The organism is Sphingomonas jejuensis (genome assembly GCF_011927695.1).
Classification (GTDB): Bacteria; Pseudomonadota; Alphaproteobacteria; order Sphingomonadales; family Sphingomonadaceae; genus Sphingomonas_K; species Sphingomonas_K jejuensis.
On the sequence record NZ_JAATJE010000002.1, the window covers coordinates 354,036 to 378,866 of the forward strand.

Genomic DNA, 24,831 nt, shown 5'->3' on the forward strand with positions numbered 1-24,831 from the left:
GCGAACTATCTTCCCCGGACTGGTGCTGCGGCGCATCATCCTTGCTAATACGTTAACGCAAGGGGTGGTCAGATATGCGTCGTTCAACGGGCCGGTTCGGTCTTGTCTCCAGCATCGCCGTTGCCGCCGCGCTGCTGCCTGCATCGGCGATGGCGCAGGACCTGCCGCCGCAGGACGTCGCGACCGAGGCTGCGCCGGACGCAGACCCCGGGAGCGAGATCATCATCACCGGCACCCGCCGCGCGGACCGCACCGTGGCCGACAGCCCGGTGCCCATCGACGTGATCAGCGCCGAATCGCTTCAGACCACCGGCTTCACCGAAACGAATCGCGTCCTCAACCAGCTGGTGCCGTCCTTCAACTTCCCGCAGCCGTCGATCACGGACGGCACGGATACGGTACGCCCGGCCACGCTGCGCGGCCTCAGCCCGGATCAGACGCTTGTGCTGGTGAATGGCAAGCGGCGGCACACCACCGCGCTGCTCAACATCAACGGCTCGGTTGGTCGCGGATCGGCCGCCGTCGACATCAACATGATTCCGTCGATCGCGCTGCAGCGGGTGGAGGTGCTGCGCGACGGTGCGGCGGCGCAGTACGGATCGGATGCGATCGCCGGCGTCATCAACTTCCAGCTGTCTGACGCGCGGGAAGGCGGCCGGATCACCGTCAACTACGGCCAGTATGAAACCAGCGTGCAGGGCATCCCGCGCGCGACGGGCGTCGCCACGGGCGCCAACGGACAGCCGCTGCTGGCGCCCGACGGCACCTATCAGTTGCTGACCGACGGCGACCGCGACGCATCCGACGGCGAGACCATCACGGTCGCCGGCATCGTCGGACTGCCGCTCGGGGCCGAAGGGCATCTGACGATCGCCGCCGAATATCAGGATCGCGGGCTCACCAACCGCACCGGCTATGACCCGCGCCGCCAGTATAATCTGGTGGGCGGCCTCGCCGACCCGCGCGAGCTCACCTTCGACCGCCTCAGCCACCGCTACGGCGACGCCGCCACGCAGGACATGAAGCTGTTCGTCAACGCCGGGCTGCCGATCACCGATGCGGTCGAGCTTTATGCCTTTGGCAGCTACAATTACCGCGACGGGCAGAGCGGCGCCTTCTACCGGCTGGCGAACGACAGCCGCAACGTCCCCGCCATCTATCCGGACGGCTTCCTGCCGCTGATCAACACCGATCTGGAGGACGCCGCCGGCACCGTGGGCATCAGGGGCGAGGTGGGCGACGGCTTCCGCTACGACCTGTCGGGCGGCACCGCGAAGAACCGCTTCGACTTCCTCATCTCCAATACGCTCAACCGCTCCTACGGCGCCCTTCCGACACAGCGGCTCGCCTATGATTCGGGCGGCCTGCGCTACACGCAGACGGTTGCCAACCTCGACCTCAGCAAGGATCTGGCGGTCGGCTTCCTGTCCGACCTGACCGTGTCCGGCGGCCTCGAATATCGCCGGGAAACCTTCCAGCTGCGCGCCGGCGACCCGCAGAGCTACAACCAGGGGCCGATCGCCGGTCCGTCGGGCGCGCAGGGCTTTCCGGGCATCGCGCCGGTGATCGGCGGGCAGCGCGTCGATCAGCTCCGGTCGCGCGACAACTGGTCCGCCTATGTGGAGCTGGACGCCGACGTCTCCGACATCCTCTCCGTCCAGCTCGCCGGCCGGTACGAGGATTATTCCGATTTCGGCTCCGACTGGAACGGCAAGGTGGCCGCCCGGTTCGAGCCGATCCAGGGCATCGCCATCCGCGGCGCCGCCTCCACCGGCTTCCGCGCGCCGTCGCTGCAGCAGCAGTTCTTTGCCGCGTCGGCGACCAACAATGTCGGCGGCATCCTCCTGGAAACGGTGACGCTGCCGGTCGACAACCCGATCGCCATTGCGCTGGGGGCCACCCCGCTCGATGCCGAGACGTCGGTTTCCTATTCGGCGGGCGTCGTGTTCAGCGCGATCCCCCGCCTCAACGTCACCGTCGACGTCTACCAGGTGTCGATCGACGATCGCATCGTTGTCACCGACAACTTGACCGCCAACCGCGCGGCGACCGCCACCAACCCGGGCCGCGCGATCGCGCAGATCCTGGATGCCGCCGGATTCACGGCGACAAACGCCGCCCGCTTTTTCGTGAACGGTGTCGACACCCGCACCCGCGGCCTTGATGCCGTCGCCACCTATCGTCTCGATATCGGCCGCGCGCGGGTCAACGCCACGGCTGGCTACAACTACAACGAGACCCGCATCGACAACGTCCTGGCCGCGCCCGGTCCGCTCGCCAACGTGCCCGGGCTCGTGCTGTTCGGCCGGCAGGAATCGCTCCGCCTGACCGACGGGCAGCCTCGCTCCAAGATCAACCTGGGCCTGGATGTCGATGTCGACTGGATCGGCATCACCGCGCGCACCAACCGCTATGGCCGCGTGCTGGCGGCGGGCGCCGACCAGTTCGGCGACGTCGAGCTGGAGCCGAAGTGGATCACCGACCTGGAGGTCCGCGCCAACCTGATCGACCGGGTCACGCTGGCGGTCGGCGCGAACAACCTGTTCGATGAATATCCCACCAACCTGCCGGTCGGCGTCGGGGTCGACCCGGTCACGGGCGCGGCCCGCAACTACCCGGCGACCAACTATGTGGCGACCTTCTCGAACTTCTCGCCATTCGGCTTCAACGGCCGCTTCGTCTACGCGCGCGCCGCACTGACTTTCTGATCCGGGGAGCCGGCGCGCGTCATCGTGCGCCGGCTCACCCGCCGCTAGTGACGGTGTTCCCGCTTCAAGCGATATCGGCCGTCGCGATAGCCGTCGAAGATGCCGGCGATGGCGGGATGGTCGACCGGCTCTTCGCTGTCGTCACGCAGCAGGTTCTGCTGGCTGACATAAGCGATGTAGCTCGAGTCGGCATTCTCGGCGAGCAGGTGGTAGAAGGGCTGGTCGCGCGCCGGGCGCACTTCCTCAGGAATGGCCTCGTACCAGTCCTCGCTGTTGGCGAAGATCGGATCGACATCGAACACCACGCCGCGAAAATCGAACATCCGATGCCGCACCACGTCGCCGATGGCGAAGCTGGCATGCGACACGGGCGGCAGCTGGTGAAGGCGATCAACAATGTCGAACGGAATCGAACCGGTGGCGGACAGGGACTGCATGGGCTTCATGTAAGCCGCCGCGCGTGGCTCGCAAGCGCGGCTTGCGTCCCACGCGACGAGCGGCTAACCGCCGGTTCCCACCAGCGGTGGGAGAGGTGGCTGAGTGGTCGAAAGCACCGCACTCGAAATGCGGCGTGCCGGCAACGGTACCGTGGGTTCGAATCCCACCCTCTCCGCCAACCATCACGGGTTCGGGCCCGGCGGCGCGACGGAAGCTCCCCTCCCGCCTGAAGCGGGTAGCAGGAATTCGGCTGGTTCTGCCGCAAGCGAGGCTTTCCGATGACCCGCGTGTCGGTCTGGCATGATGGCAACTGCCCGCTTTGTCAGCGTGAGGTCGCACTGATGCGTCGCTTGGACCGGCGTGGTGCCATCGAGTTCATCGACGCGACCGGATCGCAATCCTGTCCGCTCAGCCAGGCCGAAATGCTGGCGCGCTTGCATGCGCGCGAGGCGGATGGTCCCCTGCTCTCCGGCGCGGCCGCCTTTGCGGCGATGTGGCGCGCTATCCCGCTGCTGCGCCCGTTGGGCGAGGCGGCGCGCAACCGCTTCGTCCTGGCGCTGCTGGAGCGATGCTACCTCGCCTTCCTGCGCGTGCGGCCGATCCTGCAAAAGCGGCTGGCGGGGCGTTCCCCGAACGGCTGAGAGCCGGCAGGCTCGCGCGGCTCAGTCGATGCGCTTGGCGAGTGCCTTCTTCAGCTTGTCGTGCGCGGCCTTCTTGATCTGGCACACGCGGGCGGCGCCGACGCCGAGCACCTGGCCGATCTCCTCCAGGTTCAATTCCTCGACATAATAGAGCTGAATGACCTGCGCCTCGCGCTCGGCCAGCTCCCCGATCGCCTCCACCAGCGTGCGGCGAAGGTCCTCGCTCTCGAGGATCTCGAAAGGATTGGGATCGTCCGACATGAACCAGGGACTGTCGTCGGTGTAGACGCCGTCGATCGGCTCGAACCGGACGGGCTGCGCGGCGCTATATTCGAGCCGCAGCCGTTCCGGCGTGACGCCGAGATGGCCTGCAATCTCCTCCTCTGATGCCGCGCGCCCGAGCTGCGCGGCAAGCGTCGCCTGCGCCTCGCCGAAGGCGCGCTTGCGCCGCATGGCGCCGCGCGTGAGCGTCGCCTGACGCCGCAGCTCATCGATCATCGCGCCGCGCAGGCGCATGGAAAGATACTGGGAGAAGCTGACCTGCCCGCGATCCTCGAAGCTGGCAGCCGCCTCCACGAGCGCGACGAGGCCGGTCTGCACCAGATCCTCAACCTCGACCGCGGAGGAGACGCTGCCATAGACGTGCCACGCGACCTTCTTGACGAGCGGAAGGTGCTGGCGGACCAGCGCGGCGCCGTCCGGCTGGGGCCGGCTGGTGCGCGTGTAGACGGGTTCCGCGGCAAGCGCTTGGGCGCTGGCAGGCGTCATGGCGTCGATCCTCTTGGGCTGGAATGTCATGCGGCGAGCTGCTCGGGCGCGCCGATCACGGCGACGACCTCGACCGCCTTGCTGTCGGGGACTTCGTAGAAGCTCATCACCGGCGTATCGGGCAGCGCCACGCGGACAAGCTTGCGGATGGCCGGGCGGATCGTCGGCTGGACGACCAATGCGAAGGGCTTGCCCGCGGCGATGAGCGGACCCGCGGCGTGGCCCAGGGCATCGACGATGCGACGACCGAGGTCGGGCTCAATCGTGTTGGCGCGCGCCGGGTCCGACCGCACCGCCTGCCCAAGGATCGCCTCCAGCCCGCCATCGAGGGTCATCACGCGCAGCGGCTCATGATGGCCGCACAGCCGCGCGATGATGAGCGGACCGAGGGTGGGGCGGATCGCCTCCACCAGCTCAACCGGATCATGGGTGCGCTGCGCCGCCACGGTGATCGCCGACGCGATGCGACGGAATTCCTTCAGCGGAATGTTCTCCGCCAGGAGCGCGCGGAGCACCTCGGTGAGGCAAGTGATGGTGAGCGGCTGCGGGCAGAGTGCGGCGATCAGCGACGCCGCCTTTTCCTTCAGCCCGTCAAGCAGCCCCTGCACCTCGTCCGGGCCGAGCAGGTCGGCGGCGTTCTGGCCGAGCACATGGTTGAGGTGGGTGGCAATGACGGTGCCGGCGTCGACCACCACGAAACCCTGCGCGGTGGCGGCATCGGCGTCTGCGCTGGCGATCCAGGTGGCGGGAAGCCCGAATGTCGGATCCTTGCAGGCCTTTCCGAACAGGGTGCCGACCGCGCCGCCGGTGTCGAGCGCGAGCATCTCGTCGGGCGAGACGCTGTCCTCGCCCAGGCACACGCCCGACACGACGATGCGGTAGGCGTAGGGGGCGAGGTTGATCTCGTCGCGCACGCGCACCTGCGGCACGATGAAGCCAAGTTCCTTCGACAGTTGGCGTCGCACCCCGGTGATCCGCGCCATCAGCGGCGCGCCGACACGCTCGTCCACCAGAGGCACCAGGCCGTAGCCGATCTCAAGATTGACCTGCATGTGGTCGGACACGTCGGCCCAGTCGATGCGGCTGGGATCGACGGGCGCGGCGTCTGCCTCCGCCTCGATCGGCGCGGCGACGGGGGCGGGTGCCTTGTGCAGCCGCCAGGCGACGAAGCCCGCGAGCGCCGCGGCGGGAAGCAGGATCATGTGCGGCATGCCGGGCAGGATGCCGAGCAGCGCGAGAATGCCGGCGACGGGCGTCCAGGTGCGCGGCGATGCGAACTGCGACCCGATCTGCCCGGACAGGTCCTTGGCGTGGCTGACGCGGGTGACGATCGCGGCGGCGGCGATCGACAGCAGCAGCCCGGGGACCTGCGCCACCAGCGCGTCGCCGACCGCGAGCATGATGTAGGTGCGGGCGGCGTCAGCGATGCCGAGGCCGTGGCTCGCCACGCCGAGGATGAGGCCGCCGACGATGTTGACGCCGAGGATGAGCAGCGCGGCGACGGCATCACCCTTCACGAACTTCGACGAACCATCCATCGCGCCGTAGAAGTCGGCTTCCGTCGCGACCTCGACGCGGCGGGCCTTCGCCTCCGCTGGCGTCATCAGCCCCGCGTTCAGGTCCGCATCGATCGCCATCTGCTTGCCGGGCAATGCATCGAGCGTGAAGCGCGCGGACACCTCCGACACGCGGCCGGCGCCCTTGGTGATCACCACCATGTTGATGATGACAAGGATCGCGAACACCAGCAGGCCGACGACATAGTCGCCGCCGATGATGAAGGTGCCGAACGCCTCAATCACATGGCCGGCAGCCGCCCCGCCCTCGTGCCCATGCACCAGCACGACGCGGGTCGACGCGACGTTCAGCGCGAGGCGGAACAGCGTGGTGAGCAGCAGCACGGTCGGGAAGGCCGAGAAGTCGAGCGGCTTTTCCGCGTTCAGCGCCACCATCAGCACGGCGATCGACACCATGATGTTGGCCACGAAGAACACGTCGAGCAGCATCGCCGGGATCGGCACGACCATCAGAAGCACGAGCAGCAGGATGCCCGCGGGCAGCGCCGCCAGGCGGGCGCCGCGTCCGGCAGCGGCGGGGGTGAGTGCGAGCGTTGCCATCGATCAGGCCCCCATGCTCGCGAGCATCATGTAGGCGAGGCGTGCATTGTCGGGGCGCGGGCGCATCAGCGCTTCCGCGTCCATGCCCGCGCTGGCGCCCAGCTGCTGCAGGGTGGAGGTGAACTCGGCCGGCAGAACATCGGCAATGGCCGGCAAAGCATTGCCGGTTGCCGCCGGCACGCTTGCCGCGCCTGCCCCGGCCCCGCCGATCTTCTCGGCGAAGCGATCATAGACCTGGGCGAGGCTGCGCGGCTGACCGGCCGGCGTGTAGAAAACGTTGCGGTTGGCGGCGGCGGCCGCCGGGAACAGCGCCGCGGCCGACTGACCGGGTGCGTCCGCCATGCGGGTGAGGAAGCGCTTGGCCCCGCCCAGCCCCAGGAAATGGGCCATGTAGAGGTCGGTGCCACCCACCTCGCGGCCGAGATGGCCTTCAAGCGCGGCCTTGTTGTCGGCGGCGTGCGCGCCCGCCATCAGCGAGGCCGCCGTGGCGTCGTTGCGCAGGTTCATCACCGCCTGGCGCAGGGTAGGATCGACCGAAAAGCGCCCGTTCGCACCCTGCCGGATGGCGCCGGCCGCCCAGCCGAGACCATGAACGGCCCCGTGCTGCTTGACGACGCCGAGCCAGCTCTGATCGACGAACTGGAACAGGCCGGACGCGCTGGAGGTGGACGCACGCGCATCGGGGCGCAGGCCGCTTTCGACCCGGGCCTGGCCCAGAAGATAGCCGAAGTCGACGCCGGTGCGCTGGCTCGCCAGCTGAATGGCCGCCTCGACCCGTGTCGTTCCCGTGGCAATGCTGCCGACCGTCATCGCTACCCTCTGCAACGTCCCTGTTCGAGATCGTCACAGCAAGGTGCGTGCCAGATGGTTAAGGACGTCGGCGGAGGATCAGGCGACCGCGGCCTGTGGCCGGTAGAGAGGCGCCTGCGTTCCGGTCAGCGCATCAAGGCGACGACGGACATTGGCACTCATCAGGTTGACGTAGATGCGGCTGGTCTCGTTGAGGCGCGCGGCCTGTTCGGCGAGCATCCGGACCTCGTCCGTGATCGGCTCGTCGCCCCAAGCACCGGCGACCTGGCTGCAGCCGGCCGACTTGGCCTCGGTTGCCTGGGCGAGCGCATCGACGTCGAAGCGCTTCAGCGCGGCGACCTCGTCCTCCAGCACCGCCACCAGCGCCCGGAGTGCCTCCACCCTACTCGTCATCCGGCCTGCTCGTCACTGCGCACCCACTCCATCTGCGCCGCGATCAGCCGGTCGGCGATGCGGGCCGGCACGATCGGGAAGCGACCTTCCGCGATCGCACGCTTGATCTGCTGCACCCGCTCATGGTCGACGGGTGGCTTCACCGACATCTCACGGGCAAGCGCCCGGGCACCGGTCGCCGCAACCTGCGACTGCGTCGTCGCCGACTTCGGCTGGGCGGCGGCCGCCACGGCGTCAACCGCGTCCTTCACCGATGACCGGCGTTCAACGGCAAAGCCGGACCGCAAACTGATTGGATCAACCACCGCCCGTCTCCTTTCCGTTCAACGCTGGGCTTCGAACGAGAAAACGGCCGCCGGACGGGAAGCTTTAAAAGATTCTTTTCAGCGGCCCGGGATCGTTGCGCGGCCGGGCGCAACAGCGACCGCCTGTACCGGATTGCGGCGCCCTTCCACCCGCACCTGAATGCGGGCACCGGGCGCGGCATCGGCAATGGCGACACCGTCGGTGCTGACGGAGAAGCCCGCCTGTTCGGCCACGATACTGACGGGATCGCCGCGCCGGATGACCGGGTCCGGCCGGGCTGCCGGTATGGCGATCCCCGGCGCTGGCGCTGGCGCTGGCGCAGCGGCCGCCATCCTGACGGCCACGTAGAGCCGCCAGCCAGCCGGATCGGGACACTGGATCACGATGGCGTCGCGGCGCGCGCTGCGCCAGCTGAGCGTCGGATCAGCAGAACAAGGTGTCAGCCGCAAGCGTGCGTCGATGGGTGCCAGCGGCCCACCCTCCGCCCCGACCGGCGCACCCGCAAAGGCCGCGGCGGCGGCATCAAGCGCCGCGGTGTCGGTGAAGGTCGGCGCTGCGGCCGCCGCCAGCAGGAAGGATGCGATCATCGCTTATTCTCCGAAGGAAACAGACAAGGTGACCTGGCGCCTGGCCGGCGACAGTCGGGTATCGAGGCGAAGCCGATCGGCCGCGACGCGGCCGTCCGCCTGGATGGCGTCGGCCATCGCAGCGGCGCGCCGGGCGGCGAGCGCCAGTCCTTCAGTCGGATCGGCTTCGCCGGTGATGACGAGCCGGCTGCGCGGGTCTCGGGTCGCCTCGGCCGCCCAGTCCAGAAGCGGGGTGGGATCGATCGGCAGCGACGCGTCCCCCGGCGCGAAGCCGGCAAGGCCGTTCACGTCGAGCGGAATCTCCGTGGCGGGCGCCGGTGCGCCGCCAAACGCTTCGCGGATCCCATCACCGATCGCATCCTTTCCAGACGGTCCCTGCCCGACCGAATGCACAAGGATCATGAAGCCGAGCAGCAGCAGCGCGAGATCGGCAAGCGTCATCAGCCAGAGCGGGCGCGTCGGCGTCATGCCGCGGTCCGTGGACGCTTCACGACGATCGGCACCGGGGCGAACCGTCGTGCGAAGTCGATCAGAGCTGGCCTGACGGCATTGCGAGCGGCCGCCTCCTGTGTGGAAAGCCGTGCCAGGCGCGCCGCGATCGGGGCGGCAACCAGATTGGCGAGGATCGCGCCATAGAGCGTCGTCAGCAACGCCACGGCCATCGCGCCGCCGATCGCCGTGGGATCGTCCATCCGGCTGAACATGCGCACCAGACCGACCAAGGTGCCGATCATGCCCATGGCCGGTGCAGCCTCCGCCGCCGCCATCCACACGGCATGGATCACGCGGTGACGGGTGTCGCGGGCGTGGTCCTGATCATCGATCAGGCGCGTGACCTGATCCGGCCCGGCGCCGTCGACCACTGCACGCACGACATCGGCGATGCATCGGTCGGCAATGCCGTCCGCATCGACGTTGAGCAGCCCGCGCGTGACCGCCACGCGCTCGGTGCGCGCGATTTCCGCCCGCAGGCGCTCGGCATCGAAGCCGCGCCGGCCGAGACGCGGGAGCGCGCGCACCGCGGCAAGCGCATCGGCTGCCGGCCCGCGCAGCAGCGTTGCCAGCGCCGTGCCCCCCACCACGATGGCGATGGCGAGCGGGTCGACGAAGGTCGGCCAGCTTGAGAGCGGGATGCTGTGCACGGTCATGCGCGACCTTGGAGCAAGAGGCGGGCCAGTCGCGAAGCGGGGTGGAGCAACAGCAGAGCCGGCGCCCCCGCTTGCCGGCCGGCGGCAGAATCTTGCCGGGCGTTGCCGGCTGCGCTGCCGGCCGATCGATCCTGTGCTGCGCCGACGAAGCTTTTGAACGAGCCTCCCGCCAGCGGGAAGAACCGGATGAGCATCCTGCCGGAACCAGTTGGCACGGGCTTTGCTGATTACCGACCGGACCAAAAGCTCGTGGAAGGTGAGCGATGTCGTTCGGTGATGATCTGTTCGGTGTGCATGGACGGGCGCTGGCCTTGCGGGGCCAGCGGCTGGGCATGCTCGCGTCGAACATCGCGAATGCGGCGACGCCCGGGTACAAGGCACGCGACATCGACTTCCAGGCGGCGCTGGCCGCGGCCGAGGGGCCCGGCGGGTCTGTCGACGCGGCCGGCACCAGCGCCACCAAGTTCCGTGTGCCGCTGCAGCCTTCGCTCGACGGCAACACCGTCGAACTCGCGACCGAACAGACGGCCTTCGCGGAGAATGCGGTCGCCTACCAGACGACGCTGTCGTTCCTGAACGGCCGCATCTCCACCCTCACGCGCGCGCTTCGGGGAGAATGACGATGACGCAGCCGATGAACATCTTCGGGGTCGCGGGGCGCGCCATGTCGGCGCAGCTCGTGCGGCTGAACGCGACGGCCTCCAACCTCGCCAATGCCGGCGGCGTGTCGGGCACGGCCGAGGGCGCGTATCGTTCGATGCGCCCCGTGTTCAAGACGAGCTACGATCAGGCGTCCGGCCTTTCCACGGTGGACGTGCAGCGGGTGATGACCGCAGGTGCGGAGCCTACCCGCCGCCACGATCCGTCGCATCCGCTCGCCGACGCAGAAGGCTTCGTCTACGAGAATGCGGTCGACGAGACGGCCGAGCTCGTCGACATGATGGAAAGCGCCCGCCACTACCAGAACAACGTGGAGGTGCTGCAGACCGCGAAGTCTCTGATCGCCGAAACGCTGAGGCTCGGCCAGTGACCGCCGTCACCGCCGCCACCAGCAACTTCGACAATGTGATGTCGAAGCTCGGCGTCACCCGCCCCGGTGCCAGCACCGCCGCCGCGGCGAAGTCTTCCGACACGCTGGATCAGTCCGCCTTCCTGAAGCTTATGACCACGCAGCTGAAGAACCAGGATCCATTCAAGCCCGTCGAGAACACCGAGATGGTCGCGCAGATGGCGCAGATGAGCCAGGTGTCAGGCATCGCGGAAATGAACCAGAGCCTGAAGGCGCTCGCCGACCGTATGGGAACGAGCGAGAATGCGGCCGCCATGTCCTATGTCGGGCGTACGGTGCAGGTGGAGGGCAACACGGCCTATCCTGGTCAGGACGGCTCAATCGATCTTCAGGTGCCGCTCGATCGGTCGGCAAACGGCCTGCTCGTCAGCATCACCGACGCGAGCGGCGCCCCCGTTCGAACCCTTCAGCTCGGCCAGCAGGCCGCCGGCACGGCCGACGTCCATTGGGACGGAAAGGACGACGGCGGCAATGCCGTCACCGGCGGGCCCTTCAAGGTCCGGGTCGTGGCCCAGCGCGCCGATGGCGCGACCGAGGTGAAGCCGCTCGTCTGGGCGCCGGTCACATCCGTTCGCGTCGAAACCGGCCAGTCACCCAAGCTTTCCGTCGCCGGTCTCGGCGACATCGCCCTCAGCGCCGTCCGCCAGGTCGGCTGAACCCCTTTTCAGGAGCGTAACACATGTCCTTCTATACCTCGCTGACCGGCCTGCAGGGCGCCACCAAGGACCTTGCCGTCATCTCGAACAACGTCGCGAACGTCGGTTCGACGGGCTTCAAAAAGAGCCGCATCGAGTTCGGTGACATCATCTCAACCGCGCCGACTCTGTCGCCGACGCAGCTGATCGGTTCCGGCACCGCGGTTAAGAACGTGCGCCAGCAGTTCAGCCAAGGTGCCACGCAGCAGTCGGCCAACGGCCTCGACATGGCGATCACCGGCGAAGGCTTCTTCGTCGTGAAGCCGTCGCTGACCAGCTCGCAGGTGTCGTTCACCCGCAACGGCAGCTTCACGGTCAATGCCGACCGGTACGTCGTCGATTCGACGGGCGCGAACCTCCAGATCTATCCGGTGGACGGATCGGGCACCGTGGTCGCGACCGGCATCGACAGCGCACGCAACCTGCAGCTGCCGCTGACGTCGGGCAGCCCCAAGGGCACCGAAGCGGTGACGCTGGCGCTAAACCTGCCGGCCGCCGACGACGTGCTGCCGTCGCGCCCGATCTACGACGCCAACAATCCGTACGTCTTCGACCGCTTCGACAACAAGACGTACAACCAGTCGTCGACGACCACGATCTACGACTCGCTCGGCTCGCCGGTCACCATGACCAACTATTATGTGAAGACGCAGGCCACCCCCACGCCGCAGTGGACGGTGCACACCTTCGTCGGCGACACCGAGATCATGCCGACCGGCCAAACCGATCCGCTGGTGCTGAATTTCGATACGAGCGGCTCGCTGACGTCGCCGACCACGGCCATCACCTATGAGCAGTTCACGCCGTCGTCGGCGGGGCCGCAGATCATCTCGCAGGACTTCGGCAACGACACCACGCAGCGCGCGGGCGTGTTCCAGATCCTGTCCGGGTCGCAGGACGGCTATCCGGTCGGTCAGCTGGAAGGCGTGACCGTCGATGCCAAGGGCGTCGTTTCCGCCAGCTTCACCAACGGCACCACCCAGGCGCTGGGCAAGGTGATGATGGCCGCCTTTTCCAACCCGTCCGGCCTGAAGCAGACCGGCAACGCGCACTGGACGGTGACCGGCCTGTCCGGAAATCCGCGCCTGGGCGAGGCCGGCGCCGGCGATTTCGGCTCGATCCAGGCCGGTGCGCTGGAGCGCGCCAACGTCGACCTGACCGAGGAGCTGGTCGACCTGATCGTCGCCCAGCGCAATTTCCAGGCGAACGCCAAGGCGATCGAGACGGCCAACACGCTGTCGCAGACGATCATCAACATCCGCTGATCGGATCGTAAGGGGCCGCACCGATGGATCGCGTCGTCTACACCGCCTATTCGGGTCTGCGCGGGCACATGGCCGCGCAGGCCGCGATCGCCAACAACATGGCGAACGTGTCGACGACCGGGTTCAAGGCGGATCGCGTCGCGTTCGAGCGGCTGTCCCTGGTCGGCCCCACCTTCCAGACCCGCGCGCCGACATCGGAAGAGGTGCTGGACGCCGAACGGCGCGCCGGCACCGTGCAGCAGACCGGACGGCAGCTGGACGTCGCGATCAACGGCGATGCCTGGCTGGCCGTGCAGGCGGCCGACGGCAGCGAAGCCTATACCCGTCGCGGCGACCTGACGATCAATCCGTCGGGCGTGCTTGAGACGGGCGAAGGCAACATCGTGCTTGGCGAGAGCGGCCCGATCACCATTCCGCCGTCGGCCAGCGTGTCAATCGCGGCGGACGGGTCGGTGCTGGCCGTGCCGATCGGCGGCACCGCCGACCAGCCGCAGACGGTGGGGCGGCTGAAGCTGGTCAACCCGCGCGGCACCGACACGGTGAAGGGTCTCGACAACCTCCTGAAGGTGCGGGCCGGCGGCACGCTGCCGCAGGACATGGACGCGACGCTGACGTCCGGCGCGCTGGAGGGATCGAACGTCAACATGACGCAGACGCTGGTCGACATGATCGAGAACCAGCGCAGCTACGAGGTGTCGGCCAAGCTGCTGACCACCGCCAAGGAAATGGACGAAGGCGGCGCGTCCCTGATGCGCCTGCCGGGATAAGAGGACCACGACATGACCACTGCCGCGATGCACATCGCCCGCACCGGGCTGGACGCGCAGGACACCCGGATGCGGGTGATCTCGAACAACCTGGCCAACGTGAACACCACGGGGTTCAAGCGCGACCGGGCCGCGTTCGAGACGCTTGCCTACCAAGTTGTCACTGCCAGCGGTGCGCCGTCGACGTCCGAAAGTCGTTTCGCAACCGGATTGAACCTGGGCACCGGCGTGCGCGTGGCGGGAACCGCGCGGATCGAGACGCAAGGATCGCTGCAGACCACGGACGCCGCGCTCGACCTGGCGGTCGACGGCGGCGGATATTTCCAGATCCAGATGCCAGGCGGCCAGCTGGGCTACACCCGCGCCGGCAATTTTTCGAAGACGGCCGAGGGCATGATGGTGACGGCCGAGGGCTATCAGGTGATGCCCGGCATCACCATTCCGCCCGAGGCGACCAGCATCACCATCGGCATGGACGGCACCGTGTCCGCGACCATCCCGGGGCAGACCGAAGCCACCGAGCTGGGCCAGATCCAGATCGCGACCTTCGCCAACCCGGCGGGGCTGCAGTCGGTCGGCGGCAACTACCTGACGGAGACGGCGGGCAGCGGACCGGCGGCGCTGGGCGCCGCGGGCCTCGAAGGGCGCGGCAACATCCGGCAGGGCATGCTGGAGGGATCGAACGTCAACGTCGTCGAGGAACTGGTCGACATGATCGAGACGCAGCGCGCGTACGAGGTCAATTCCAAGATGATCTCCGCCACCGACGAGATGCTACAATACGTTAACCAGAATCTGTGATGGTGATCGCCATGGTTACCGTCCCCGCTTCCGCCGCCGCTTTCCGGCGCCCCCGATCTGCACTGAAATTGTTCGAAATCGTGCAGGTTGTGCGCGATTTCGGTCGTGTCGAGCGGCTGTTTGGCGTGGCGCTAGCGCTCACCATCGCCGCGCCCGCGCAGGCCGGGGAGCGGCGGCGCGATGCCGAGTGGGCGCCCGCGCGCCCGCCGGTCGCCGCACCGGCGCCGGTCGCCAACGGATCGATCTTCCAGGCGGCGAACGGCTATGCCCCGCTCTACCTGGGCAACCGGGCGCGCAGCGTGGGCGATCCGCTGACCATCCTGCTGGTGGAGCGCACCAGCGCGAGCAAGGACGTCGATTCGCAGACCGACCGCGAGGGCAATATCGGCCTGACGCCGCCGGCGACCGGCCCCCTGTCGCTGTTCGCGCCGAGCGATGTCCGTGCGAGCGGAAGCCAGGGCTTCAACGGCGGCGGGCAGGCAAGCCAGTCCAACCGCCTGTCGGGCGAGGTCAGCGTCACCGTGCAGGAGATCTACCCCAACGGCACCATGCTGGTGTCGGGGCAGAAGCAGCTGGAGCTCAACCGCGGCGAGGAATGGGTGCGGATCGCCGGCATCGTCCGCTTCGTCGATGTGGATGCCGAGAACCGCGTCCTGTCCACCCGCGTGGCGGATGCGCGCATCTCCTATGCCGGGCGCGGCGATTTCCACCGGTCGTCGCGACCGGGCTGGCTGCAGCGCTTCTTCTCCTTCGTGAGCCCGTTCTGAGGTGTCCGGCATGATCCGCCTTCTCACCATCGTCTCGGCGATCCTGCTGATCGTGGCGCCGGCGCATGCCGAGCGCATCAAGGACCTGGGCCAGTTCCAGGGCATCCGATCGAACCAGCTGGTCGGGTACGGCATCGTCGTCGGCCTGGCGGGCACGGGCGACGACAACCTGGAATATACGGTCGCCTCCATGCGCGGCACCGCCGCCCGGTTCGGCCTCACCCTGCCGCAGGGCGTGAACCCGGCGCTGAAGAACGCCGCAGCCGTGATGGTCACGGCGGAGCTGCCCGCCTTCGCCAAGCCCGGGCAGCGCGTCGACGTGACCGTGTCTGCGATCGGACGGGCGAAGTCGCTTCGCGGCGGCAGCCTGATCATGACGCCGCTGCAGGGTGCGGACGGCCAGATCTATGCCATGGCGCAGGGATCGCTGGCGGTGGGCGGGCTGGGCGCGGAAGGCGCCGACGGCAGCCGCGTGATCGTCAACGTGCCGTCCACCGGCCGCATCCCGGAAGGCGCAAGCGTGGAGCGCGAGGTCGCCACCGGCTTTGGCGAGACACCGGGCCTGACCTTCAACCTTTCGCGCGCCGACTTCACCACCGCCGGCCGCGTCGCCGGTGCGATCAACGCCCGGCTGGGCGCCGGCACGGCACGCGCCGTCGATGCATCGTCGATCTTCATCCAGGCAGCGCCCGGACAGGATGTGCGGTCCGTGCTGGTCGGCGAGATCGAGAACCTGGAGGTGCAGGTCGCCGAGGCCCCTGCCCGCGTGATCGTGAATGCGCGCACCGGCACCGTCGTCATCAATTCCGCCGTGCGGGTCGGCCCGGCCGCGGTCACCCACGGGCGCCTGACCGTGCGTGTCGACGAAAGCCCGCGCGTGGTGCAGCCGCGCCCGTTCGCCAACGGGCAGACGGCGACTGAGGAGAGCAGCGCCGTGTCCGTCGAGGAGCAGCGCAACCCGATGTTCGTGCTCGATCCCGGCCCGCGCCTGTCCGACATCGTCGACGCGGTGAACCAGATCGGCGCCACGCCCGCGGACCTGGTGGCGATCCTGGAGGCATTGAAGCAGGCCGGTGCGCTGAGTGCCGAGCTGGTGATCCTGTGACGCAGATCGCGCCCGCAGCCTCCACGCTGCCGCCGATCGCAAGACTGTCGACGGCGGCGCCGGACGACAGCCGGGTCGCGACGGCGGAGAACCTGGAGGAAGCGGGCCAACGGTTCGAAGCGCTGTTCGTCAGCATGATGCTGTCGTCGATGCGCAAGGCCAAGCTGGGCGACGATCTGTTCGACAGCCAGGCGCTGGATCAGTTCCGCGACATGCAGGACACTAAAACTTCCGAAACCATGGCCGTGCATATGCCATTGGGAATCGGACGGGCGATGACGGAGTTTCTGTCGCAGAACCGGCCGGAGCTTGGGACGCCTGAATGAGCGATATTCTCTCCATCGGTGCCAGCGGCGTTCGCGCCTATCAGACGGCGCTGGGCGTCGTCGGCGAGAACATCGCCAATGCCGGCACCGCGGGCTATGTCCGCCGCGACGTGGTCCTGAAGGAGGCGGCGGCCGGCAAGCCCGGTTTCCTGACGGAGATCGACCGCACCATCCTGGGCGGCGTGAGCGCGACCGGCGTGTCGCGCGCGTGGGACCAGTTCCGCGCGGCCGAGGTGCGCCGCGGCAGCGCCGATGCGGCCGGCACCGAGACCGCGATCCCTTTTCTGCAGCGCATCGAGACGAGCCTGGACAAGGGCGGGATCACCACCGCGCTGACCGGCTTCTTCAACAGCGCGACCGCGCTGGCGGCCGACCCGACGGGCGCGGGCCCGCGCGCGGCGATGCTGGAGGCCGCCGCGGGCGCCGCATCCGCATTCCGATCGACGGCCGAAGGGCTGGGGCAGGTCGCCGGCGACGTGTCGCTGGCCGCGACCACGACGGCCGGTGAGTTTTCGCGCCTCGCCAAGGGCCTGGCCGAGCTGAACGCCGGCATCGTGCGTGCACGGCCGGGCAGCAACGGACAGGCGCAGCTGCTGGACCAGCGCGACGCGCTGCTCGACCAGATGGCGCAGATCGCCAAGATCGACGTGACGATCGCCGACACGGGCGCGGCCACGGTGGCGATGGGCGGACCGGGCGGACCGACGCTGGTCGACAGCAAGGGCGCCGGATCGGTCACCATCGACATCGCCGCCGACGGGCGCATGAGCTTCTTCCTGCACCGGGACGGGCAGCGCGAGACGGTGGCGATCGGATCGGGCGCGCTGGCAGGCCTGGCCGAGGCTTCCGTCCGAACGGCGCAGGCGCGGAGCGAAGTGGACCGGGTAGCGACCGCGTTCGCCGACGGCGTGAACGCCGTGCAGGCCGCCGGCATCGATCAGGACGGCGCGGTCGGCACCGACCTGTTCGACGCGACGGGCGGCGCGGCGGGGCTTGCCATGCTCGCCACCAGCGGGCGCGCGATCGCGGCCGCCGGCCCCTTCACGGTGGCGAGCGGCGCGACCAATCGCGGCAGCGGCGTGCTGTCCGCCGCGGTCGACCCCAATGCCGGGACACCGGCGGCCCCGCCCGTGCGCCTGGCCGTCGACGGCAGCGATCTGGTGGCGCGCGACCCTGTCACCGATGTGGAGATCGCGCGCACCACGCTGGTCGCGGGTGCGCCCACGACAATCGCCGGCATGACGGTGACATTGGCGGGAAGCCCGCAGGACGGCGACAGCTTCACCGTTCGCGCGACGGGTGCGGCCAGCCGCGACAACAGCAACCTGGCCGGTCTTGCGACGCTGCGCACGGCCGACGGGCCGGAGCGCAGCTTTGCCGCGCTGGTGACGGGCAACGCCAGCCAGCTTGCCGCCAAGCGCACCATCGCCGAGGCGCAGGTCGCCATCCGCGACGGCGCCGTGTCCGCCCGCGATGCGATCAGCGGCGTCAACCTCGACACGGAAGCGGTGGAGCTGTTGCGGTTCCAGCAGGCCTATTCGGCGTCGAGCCGGGTGATCCAGGTGGCGCGCGAGATGTTCGATTCGATCCTGCAGGCGACGCGCTGATGACCGTGTCCATCAAGTCCGGCACCGCGCATTTCTTCCAGCGCTCCACCCAGCAGCTGACGGGGCTGCAGGCCAAGGCCGACCGGCTGAACACCGAGATCGCGACCGGCGTGCGGGTGACCGCGCCGTCCGTCGACCCGGTGGCATCGAGCCGGGCCGCGATGCTGGAGCGGCTGGCGGCGGACGACGGCCAGTATCTGGCGAACGTGAAGCTCGCCTCCTCGCTGCTCGACCAGTCGGACGCCGCGCTCTCCACCATGGAGATCAACGTGCAGCGCGCGCGCGAGCTGGCGATCCGCGGCGCGTCCGAGACGCTGACGCCGGTCGACCGGCGCGCGATCGCGACCGAGCTGCGGGCGATCGTCGACGACATCTATGCCACCGCGAACCTGTCGGACGCGCGCGGTGCCCCGCTGTTCGGCGGCGCCGCGGACGGCCCGGCCTACACGCGGGCGGCGGACGGCACGATCAGCTATGCCGGGGCGGGCGAGCCGGCACCGCTGCCGATCGGCGACAGCAGCAGCATCGCGGCGGCCGACAGCGGGCAGCGGCTGTTCGGCGCGATCGACACGGACGCGAACGGCGACCCGCGCGACATGTTCAAGGTGCTGGGCGACCTCGTCGCCGTGCTGGAAAACGACGCCCTGCCCGAGGCTGATCGCCGCACCGCAATGACGGACGGCCTGGACGGGCTGGGCGCGATCACCGACCGGCTGGCGGGCGCGCGTGCGTCGATCGGCGCGCGCGGGGCACGGCTGCAGGTGGAGCAGGGCCGGATCGAGGACCTGGCGGCCGAGCGGACGAGCGAGGCCAAGGCGCTGACCGGCGCCGACCTGCAGCAGTCGATCGCCGAGCTTCAGCAGACCATGCTGATCCTGCAGGCCGCGCAGGCGAGCTTCACCAAGGTCAGCCAGCTGAGCCTGTTCGACTATATCCGCTAGCGCGGGGTCGCGCGGTCCCACGCCCAGGCATAGACATCGGCAAACTCGGCCACCTGCGTGTCGGTAGCCGACCCGATGCCATGCCCCTGATCGGCATCGGCGCGCACCAGCACCTGATCCGCCCCGAAGCGGCTGGCCGCGCGCGCGGCGAACTTCGCGCCCATCCACGGCACCACGCGCGTGTCGTTGAGGCCGACGGTGACCAGCGTCGGCGGCATGCGGGCGGCATCGGCCAGCTGCAGGTACGCGTCCTGCGTCATCAACCCTTCATAGCCGTCGCGGGTTCGCGGATCGCCCATTTCCCCGAACTGGTTGGGGCCGTTGGGCGCGGCGCCGAGGCGGGTGGCGTTCAGCACCGCGACGCGCGGAACAAGGCCGGCGAACAGCTCCGGATGCTCGATCGCCGTTGATGGCGCGAGCAGGCCGCCCGCGCTCGTCCCGGTGACGATCGTGGTGGCGGGGGTCGCGATCCCCAGCGTCTGGATCCGCTCGGCACAGGCGGCGAGATCGTCATGGGCATTGTGCTTGTTGGCGGCGCGGCCGGCCTCGTGCCAGGCGCGGCCGCGCTCGCCCCCGCCGCGCGTGCCGCAAAAGGCAAAGGCGCCGCCGCGCTCGACCCAGGGCGCGAAGAAGGGCGAATAGAAAGGCGAGGTGGTGAGGACGCCGTAGCTGCCATAGCCTTCCAGGATGGTCGGCACGGGGCCGGCGGGGTCCGGGCGGCTGAGGATCACCAGCGGCACGCGCGTGCCGTCGCGGCTGATCGCCTCCTCCCTACGGGTGCGGAAGGCGCGCGCAGGCGCCCACATCGCCGAGTCGAGGCCGAGCGATTGGAGCTGGCCGCCCGTCGCCCGGAAGCTCGCCTGCGCATTGGTCCAGCCGCGCAGGCCGAACACCACGGACCGGCCGTCCGTGTCGCGCTTCAGCCCGTCCAGCTCGCTTTCGAACGGCAGCGCCACCTCACGCGGCTGTTCGCCCGGCGGCATGAACAGGAGGTGCGAGACGCCGTCGCGCGTGCCGACCAGGTAGAGGCCGTCAGCCGTGGCGACGAGACTGCTGAGCGCAAGGTCGCCGCCCGGCAGCACCATCTGCGCCGGACCGAGCCGCCTGCCCGCAAGGCTGCGGCGATACAGCGCGCCGTTCGAGGCGTCGCGGGTGGAGATGTAGTAGAGCTGGTCGCCCGCGACGTCTGCGTCCTGGAGCTGATCGGCATAGTCGGCGACGGGTACCCAGTCCGGCCGGCCGGCGAGCAACTTATCGCGCGTGGTGAACCACATGCGCGCGTCCGCGCGGGCGCCGAAGGCGAAGCCGAACACGACCGGGCTGTCGGCATCGCCGAGGATGGCGGGGAATTCCTGCGGCTGAAAGGTTGGGCCGCCCGTCGCCTGCGTGCCGAGCAGAATACGCTCGACCGGCGCCGCGCCGCCCAGGCGGACCAGCGTCGCCTGCGTGTTCAGAAGCGGATCGGCGCCCGGCGTCTCTGGCGCGGTCGCCTGCGTGTAGGTGACAAGGTCGGAGCCGAGCCAGGTGAGTTCGAAATCTCCGAAGGTGCGGCCGGAAAGCTGGCCGGTCACCTGCCCCGTCTCCACATCCATGAACTGGAAGCGGCCAAGCTCCGCACCGCCTTCGCTGACGAGGAGGGCGACGGCGCGCCCGTCGGGAGACGGCGCGAAGCTGTCCACCGTGCGGGTCGCCGCGGTGCCGGCGCCCGGATCGAGCAGCACCCGCTCAGGGCCCGTGCCGTCGCGCACCACCAGCTTTGGCACGCGCGCGCCCGGATCGCGGCGCATGTAGAACAGCCGCCCGCCGGCGGATTGCACGCGCGAATAGCCGACCCCCGCCTGCGTGGCATCGCGCAGCAGCGTCGCGAACCGCTCCCGCTCCGGCAGGGCGCGCAGCCGCCGCACGGTTGCGTCGCTGGCGGTGGCAAGCCACGCGCGCATGTCCGCCGCGCGCGCCGGATCCTCCATCCAGCGATAGGGATCGTCGACCCGGTGGCCGAACACCTCCTCAGAAAAGGGTTCGGCGGGCGCCGGCGGATAGAAGGGCGCGGGCTGCGCCCATGCAGCGGCGGTGGACGCAAGCATCACGGCGCAAAACATTGATCGCATCAGACTTCCCCCCGGACAGCCCAGCCGATCCCGCGTCGGCGGATCCGCATGTCCGGTAGCAAAAGGACGCGCCGGCGGATTGGACAGCATGGTTTCCATGCCGTTCACCACGAAAAGCGGGTCAAGCGCGCGGGATGGTAGCCGTTCTTAAGGATGTTCGGGGCATGGATGCCCTTCTCAGGCATTCCGAGGGCCCTTCTTTCCCATGTTTCCAGCGATCGGCCTTGTTGTCCTCCTGCTGATGGTGTTCGGCGGCTTCGCCATCACCGGCGGCGCGCTGGGCCCCGTCATGCACGCGCTGCCGCACGAGATGCTGATCATCGGCGGCGCAGCGGTGGGCGCGCTGATCATCGGCAATTCGGGCAAGCAGCTGAAGGCGCTGGGCGGCGGGTTCGTCAAGGCGTTCAAGGGACCGTCCTACAAGAAGCAGGACTTCCTGGACGTGATGTTCCTGGTGTCACGGCTGATGAAGATGCTGCGCACCGACGGTCCCGTCGCGCTGGAGCCGCATGTCGAGGATCCGAACTCGTCGAGCGTTTTCGCCGAATATCCGCGGCTCCTGAAGGACAAGACGCTGATCCACCTGATCTGCGACACGCTGCGGCTGGTGGTGGTGTCGTCTGGCAACCTGGACGTGCACGCGGTCGAGGAGGTCGTCGACAATTCGCTGAAGACCCACCACCACGAGGCGATGGGGCCGGCGGACAACCTGCAGACCCTGGCCGACGCGCTCCCCGCACTCGGCATCGTCGCGGCCGTGCTGGGCGTGGTGAAGACGATGGGATCGATCGACCAGCCGCCGGCCATCCTGGGCGGCATGATCGGGTCCGCGCTGGTCGGCACCTTCCTGGGCGTGCTGCTCGCCTATGGCATCGTGGGCCCGCTCGCGACGCGGCTGAAGGCCGTGATCGATGCGGACGCCGCCATCTACCACACGGTGAAGCAGATCATCATCGCATCGCTGCACGGCCATCCGCAGCCGCTGGTCATCGAGGCGGCGCGGTCCGGCATCGCGCACGTCAACCAGCCGAGCTTTGCCGAGGTGTTCGACGGAATGCGGGGCCGCTGACGCCATGGCGAAGTCCGCGGCGCCGGCGAAGGCCGGACATAACGAGCCGCCCAAGATCATCATCGTCAAGAAGATCGTCGGCGATGGCCATGGCGGGCATCATGGCGGTGCGTGGAAGGTCGCCTATGCCGATTTCGTGACGGCGATGATGGCGTTCTTCCTGCTGATGTGGCTGCTGGGCGCGACCGACGAGAAGGCGCGCAAGGGCATCGCCGATTATTTCGCGCCCACGCTGATCGAGTTCAAGCAGAACTCCGCCGGGTCGAACGGCCTGTTGGGTGGATCATCGCTGATCGATGCGGAGAATTACCCGCATGCAAAGGGCCAGACCGGCACACGCGCGCTGACGGTTCCGGTCACGGCCACCGGCGGCATCGAGGTGGGCGCCGGCCCCGACGGAGCGATCCGATCGGCCGAGGAGACGGCGAGCCAGCAACGCGCGTTCGAGGCGCTGCGCGCCGAACTCACCCGGCGCATCAAGCAGGACGTGCAGATCCGGCGCCTGGAAAAGAACGTCCGCTACACCCCGACGCGCGACGGCCTGCAGATCGACCTGATCGACGACGCCGACTTTTCGATGTTCGCATCGGGCACCACCGCGCTGCGCCCGGAAGCGGCGCGGCTGGTGGACGAGATCGCACGGTCGATCCGCCCGCTGCCCAACCAGGCCACCATCCGCGGGCACACGGACAGCATGCCCTATGGCGATCCGCTGCGCATGAACAACTGGATGCTGTCGAGCGGGCGGGCGGAAGCCACGCGGCGGCGGCTTGCGTCCGGCGGGATCGGCGACATGCGGTTCGACCGGATCGAAGGCGTCGCCGACCGCGAACCCTTCGTGCCGGAAGACTCGCTCGATCCGCGCAACCGCCGCGTGTCGATCACGCTGCTTTACCGCAGCGGGCAGCGGCCGCGGATGGCCGGTGGCCGCGAGCCGGCGCCGCGCGCGGGCACGGCACCGCGTCAGGCGGCGACGGCCCCGCGCATCTCGCTGCCGCCGCGGCCGGCGGAGCTGTCCGCCGACGACAGGCCGAACGCGCGCGCGACCCGATCGTAGCTGTCCACGCGCGGGGCGTGTTCGGGCAGGATGTTGACCAGCATCACCTCGTCCGCGTCATATTCGGCTGCCAAGAGCTCGATCTCCGCCCGCACCTCGTCACCGCTGCCGAGGATCGAGCGGCGACGCCGCTCCGCCGGCGGGTTGGCGAGCGCCCAGTCGGCCGCTTCGGCAAAGGACGGCACCGGGATCAGCCGCCCCTGGAACAGCGCGGCGAACATCATCCGCGACGGATTGGCGAGGTGCTGTGCCGCCTCCTTGTTCTCCGCAGCGATCGCCCAGGCGGCGACGACCAGCTTCGGCTCCGCCAGCCGCGCGGAGGGCCGGAAGTTGCGCCGGTAGAGATTGGCGAGCGGCGCCGCATCGGAGTTGATGAAGTCGGCGATGCAATAAGGAAGCCCGCGTTCGGCCGCCCACAGCGCGCTGTCCGGCGAGCTGCCGAGCAACCAGGGCGCCACCGTGCCGCCGCCCGCCGGAAGCGTTTCAGCCAGCGCCGCAAAGGCGTGGTCGGGCGCGATGGTGCCTTCCAGATAGCCGATCAGCTCGTCCAGCATGTCGGGAAAGTCGGTCGCCTGGATGACGCGGCTGCGATCGCGCTGAAGCGCATAGGCCGTGCGCCGGTCGCTGCCCGGCGCACGGCCGAGGCCCAGGTCGATCCGGTCGGGCGCCATGGCGGCGAGCAGCGAGAAGGTCTCCGCAACCTTGAACGGCGAATAATGCGGCAGCATCACTCCGCCGGAGCCGAGGCGGATCCGGTCGGTCGCCTGAGCGGCGGCGCCGATCAGCACCTCCGGCGAGACGCCGGCGAGCGCGGGCGAGGCGTGATGTTCGGCGAACCAGATGCGCTTGAAGCCCAGCCGCTCCCCGCGCACGGCGAGGTCGACGGAATTTCGGACAGCGTCGCCGGCGTTACCCGCGGCGGGGATCGGCGACTGATCGAGGATCGAGAGAGGAAGGGTCATGCGGACCGATATGGGGTCCGCCGCCGCCGACGCCAGCGCGCGCGAGATGCGGCGTCAACCGGCCGGACACCCACAGGAAATACATGCGGAAGTCGCCAACCAGCGACCAGAGCGGGTGCTTGAACGTCGCCGGCCGGTTCTTCTCGACGGCGAAATGCGCAACCCACGCGAAGAAATATCCGGCGATCGGCATCGCCCACAACAGCCACCATGTGCGCGTCGCGATCGCCACGGCCGCGACCACGAACACCAGGGTGGTGCCGATATAGTGGAGCGCGCGGGTCGACGGCCTGGCATGTTCGCGCAGGTAGAAGAGCCAGAAGGCGTCGAAGTTGCCGGGCCGGTCCATCGGAGGCAGACTGCGCCCGGATGGCGG

Annotated in this window: 27 protein-coding genes and 1 tRNA gene; 16 read left to right on the forward strand and 12 right to left on the reverse strand. The window is 69.1% G+C overall.

The window, feature by feature from the left end:
• Positions 1-74: 74 nt before the first annotated feature.
• Complete coding sequence (locus GGR88_RS11250) at positions 75-2,708, forward strand: TonB-dependent receptor plug domain-containing protein (RefSeq protein ID WP_167955008.1); 2,634 nt, start codon at positions 75-77, stop codon at positions 2,706-2,708.
• Between the two features lie 44 nt (positions 2,709-2,752).
• Here GGR88_RS11250 and hspQ read toward each other — a convergent pair whose 3' ends face one another.
• On the reverse strand, positions 2,753-3,145 hold the full coding sequence (gene hspQ, locus GGR88_RS11255) for a heat shock protein HspQ (protein WP_167955017.1): 393 nt from the start codon (positions 3,143-3,145) through the stop codon (positions 2,753-2,755).
• A gap of 89 nt (positions 3,146-3,234) precedes the next feature.
• Between hspQ and GGR88_RS11260 the strand changes: the two genes are divergently transcribed.
• Positions 3,235-3,324: transfer RNA gene (locus GGR88_RS11260), tRNA-Ser, on the forward strand.
• Between the two features lie 100 nt (positions 3,325-3,424).
• Entirely contained in the window at positions 3,425-3,787 is a 363-nt protein-coding gene (locus tag GGR88_RS11265) for a thiol-disulfide oxidoreductase DCC family protein (protein WP_167955019.1), read from the forward strand.
• Positions 3,788-3,808: 21 nt separating this feature from the next.
• On the opposite strand, the gene GGR88_RS11270 is transcribed toward GGR88_RS11265, so the two are convergent.
• The 8 genes from GGR88_RS11270 to GGR88_RS11305 form a co-directional block, all read right to left on the reverse strand.
• Positions 3,809-4,555 carry a sigma-70 family RNA polymerase sigma factor gene (locus GGR88_RS11270; protein WP_245196879.1) on the reverse strand — a complete coding sequence of 249 codons (747 nt, stop codon included), beginning with the start codon at positions 4,553-4,555 and terminating at the stop codon, positions 3,809-3,811.
• A 26-nt stretch (positions 4,556-4,581) separates the two neighbouring features.
• Positions 4,582-6,672: a flagellar biosynthesis protein FlhA gene (gene flhA / locus GGR88_RS11275; protein WP_167955023.1), complete on the reverse strand. Its 2,091-nt coding sequence runs from the start codon at positions 6,670-6,672 to the stop codon at positions 4,582-4,584.
• A 3-nt stretch (positions 6,673-6,675) separates the two neighbouring features.
• Positions 6,676-7,482 (reverse strand): lytic transglycosylase domain-containing protein, encoded by an 807-nt coding sequence (locus GGR88_RS11280; protein WP_167955025.1) that lies wholly within the window; start codon positions 7,480-7,482, stop codon positions 6,676-6,678.
• Between the two features lie 78 nt (positions 7,483-7,560).
• A complete protein-coding gene (locus GGR88_RS11285) occupies positions 7,561-7,875 on the reverse strand; it encodes a flagellar protein FlgN (RefSeq protein ID WP_167955027.1) in 315 nt (104 codons plus the stop codon).
• On the reverse strand, positions 7,872-8,180 hold the full coding sequence (gene flgM / locus GGR88_RS11290) for a flagellar biosynthesis anti-sigma factor FlgM (RefSeq protein WP_167955029.1): 309 nt from the start codon (positions 8,178-8,180) through the stop codon (positions 7,872-7,874). Before flgM ends, GGR88_RS11285 begins: the two co-directional genes overlap by 4 nt.
• Positions 8,181-8,258: 78 nt before the next feature.
• Positions 8,259-8,768 carry a flagella basal body P-ring formation protein FlgA gene (locus GGR88_RS11295; RefSeq protein WP_167955031.1) on the reverse strand — a complete coding sequence of 170 codons (510 nt, stop codon included), beginning with the start codon at positions 8,766-8,768 and terminating at the stop codon, positions 8,259-8,261.
• Positions 8,769-8,771: 3 nt separating this feature from the next.
• Positions 8,772-9,236 (reverse strand): flagellar motor protein MotB, encoded by a 465-nt coding sequence (locus tag GGR88_RS11300; protein ID WP_167955033.1) that lies wholly within the window; start codon positions 9,234-9,236, stop codon positions 8,772-8,774.
• Complete coding sequence (locus GGR88_RS11305) at positions 9,233-9,916, reverse strand: motility protein A (protein WP_167955035.1); 684 nt, start codon at positions 9,914-9,916, stop codon at positions 9,233-9,235. The genes GGR88_RS11300 and GGR88_RS11305 overlap by 4 nt, the downstream gene beginning before the upstream one ends.
• Before the next feature lie 263 nt (positions 9,917-10,179).
• Between GGR88_RS11305 and GGR88_RS11310 the strand changes: the two genes are divergently transcribed.
• From GGR88_RS11310 to GGR88_RS11360, 11 genes are all read left to right on the forward strand, one after another.
• Entirely contained in the window at positions 10,180-10,536 is a 357-nt protein-coding gene (locus tag GGR88_RS11310) for a flagellar basal body rod protein FlgB (RefSeq protein ID WP_167955037.1), read from the forward strand.
• Entirely contained in the window at positions 10,533-10,946 is a 414-nt protein-coding gene (gene flgC / locus GGR88_RS11315) for a flagellar basal body rod protein FlgC (protein WP_167955039.1), read from the forward strand. The genes GGR88_RS11310 and flgC overlap by 4 nt, the downstream gene beginning before the upstream one ends.
• On the forward strand, positions 10,943-11,641 hold the full coding sequence (locus tag GGR88_RS11320) for a flagellar hook assembly protein FlgD (protein ID WP_342449787.1): 699 nt from the start codon (positions 10,943-10,945) through the stop codon (positions 11,639-11,641). Before flgC ends, GGR88_RS11320 begins: the two co-directional genes overlap by 4 nt.
• A gap of 23 nt (positions 11,642-11,664) precedes the next feature.
• A complete protein-coding gene (locus GGR88_RS11325; protein ID WP_167955041.1) occupies positions 11,665-12,945 on the forward strand; it encodes a flagellar hook protein FlgE in 1,281 nt (426 codons plus the stop codon).
• A gap of 23 nt (positions 12,946-12,968) precedes the next feature.
• Positions 12,969-13,712, forward strand: coding sequence for a flagellar basal-body rod protein FlgF (gene flgF, locus GGR88_RS11330; protein ID WP_167955044.1), 744 nt, complete (start codon positions 12,969-12,971; stop codon positions 13,710-13,712).
• A 12-nt stretch (positions 13,713-13,724) separates the two neighbouring features.
• On the forward strand, positions 13,725-14,513 hold the full coding sequence (flgG, locus tag GGR88_RS11335; protein WP_167955046.1) for a flagellar basal-body rod protein FlgG: 789 nt from the start codon (positions 13,725-13,727) through the stop codon (positions 14,511-14,513).
• A 77-nt stretch (positions 14,514-14,590) separates the two neighbouring features.
• Positions 14,591-15,280, forward strand: a complete 690-nt coding sequence (locus GGR88_RS11340; RefSeq protein ID WP_425338492.1) for a flagellar basal body L-ring protein FlgH — start codon at positions 14,591-14,593, stop codon at positions 15,278-15,280.
• Between the two features lie 10 nt (positions 15,281-15,290).
• Entirely contained in the window at positions 15,291-16,385 is a 1,095-nt protein-coding gene (locus tag GGR88_RS11345) for a flagellar basal body P-ring protein FlgI (RefSeq protein ID WP_167955048.1), read from the forward strand.
• Positions 16,382-16,711 (forward strand): rod-binding protein, encoded by a 330-nt coding sequence (locus tag GGR88_RS11350; protein WP_342449788.1) that lies wholly within the window; start codon positions 16,382-16,384, stop codon positions 16,709-16,711. Before GGR88_RS11345 ends, GGR88_RS11350 begins: the two co-directional genes overlap by 4 nt.
• Entirely contained in the window at positions 16,708-18,318 is a 1,611-nt protein-coding gene (locus GGR88_RS11355; RefSeq protein ID WP_167955050.1) for a flagellar hook-associated protein FlgK, read from the forward strand. Before GGR88_RS11350 ends, GGR88_RS11355 begins: the two co-directional genes overlap by 4 nt.
• Positions 18,318-19,259: a flagellin N-terminal helical domain-containing protein gene (locus tag GGR88_RS11360; RefSeq protein ID WP_167955052.1), complete on the forward strand. Its 942-nt coding sequence runs from the start codon at positions 18,318-18,320 to the stop codon at positions 19,257-19,259. The genes GGR88_RS11355 and GGR88_RS11360 overlap by 1 nt, the downstream gene beginning before the upstream one ends.
• On the opposite strand, the gene GGR88_RS11365 is transcribed toward GGR88_RS11360, so the two are convergent.
• A complete protein-coding gene (locus tag GGR88_RS11365; protein ID WP_167955054.1) occupies positions 19,256-21,343 on the reverse strand; it encodes a prolyl oligopeptidase family serine peptidase in 2,088 nt (695 codons plus the stop codon). The genes GGR88_RS11360 and GGR88_RS11365 overlap by 4 nt on opposite strands.
• Before the next feature lie 229 nt (positions 21,344-21,572).
• Here GGR88_RS11365 and motA point away from each other — a divergent pair, with 229 nt between their 5' ends.
• Positions 21,573-22,436: a flagellar motor stator protein MotA gene (gene motA / locus GGR88_RS11370; protein ID WP_167955056.1), complete on the forward strand. Its 864-nt coding sequence runs from the start codon at positions 21,573-21,575 to the stop codon at positions 22,434-22,436.
• Between the two features lie 4 nt (positions 22,437-22,440).
• Complete coding sequence (locus GGR88_RS11375) at positions 22,441-23,493, forward strand: flagellar motor protein MotB (protein WP_167955058.1); 1,053 nt, start codon at positions 22,441-22,443, stop codon at positions 23,491-23,493.
• On the opposite strand, the gene GGR88_RS11380 is transcribed toward GGR88_RS11375, so the two are convergent.
• Both GGR88_RS11380 and GGR88_RS11385 read right to left on the reverse strand, forming a co-directional pair.
• Positions 23,400-24,455, reverse strand: coding sequence for an LLM class flavin-dependent oxidoreductase (locus GGR88_RS11380; RefSeq protein WP_167955060.1), 1,056 nt, complete (start codon positions 24,453-24,455; stop codon positions 23,400-23,402). The two genes, GGR88_RS11375 and GGR88_RS11380, sit on opposite strands and share 94 nt — an antisense overlap.
• On the reverse strand, positions 24,403-24,804 hold the full coding sequence (locus GGR88_RS11385; protein ID WP_167955062.1) for an Mpo1-like protein: 402 nt from the start codon (positions 24,802-24,804) through the stop codon (positions 24,403-24,405). Before GGR88_RS11385 ends, GGR88_RS11380 begins: the two co-directional genes overlap by 53 nt.
• Positions 24,805-24,831 lie beyond the last annotated feature (27 nt).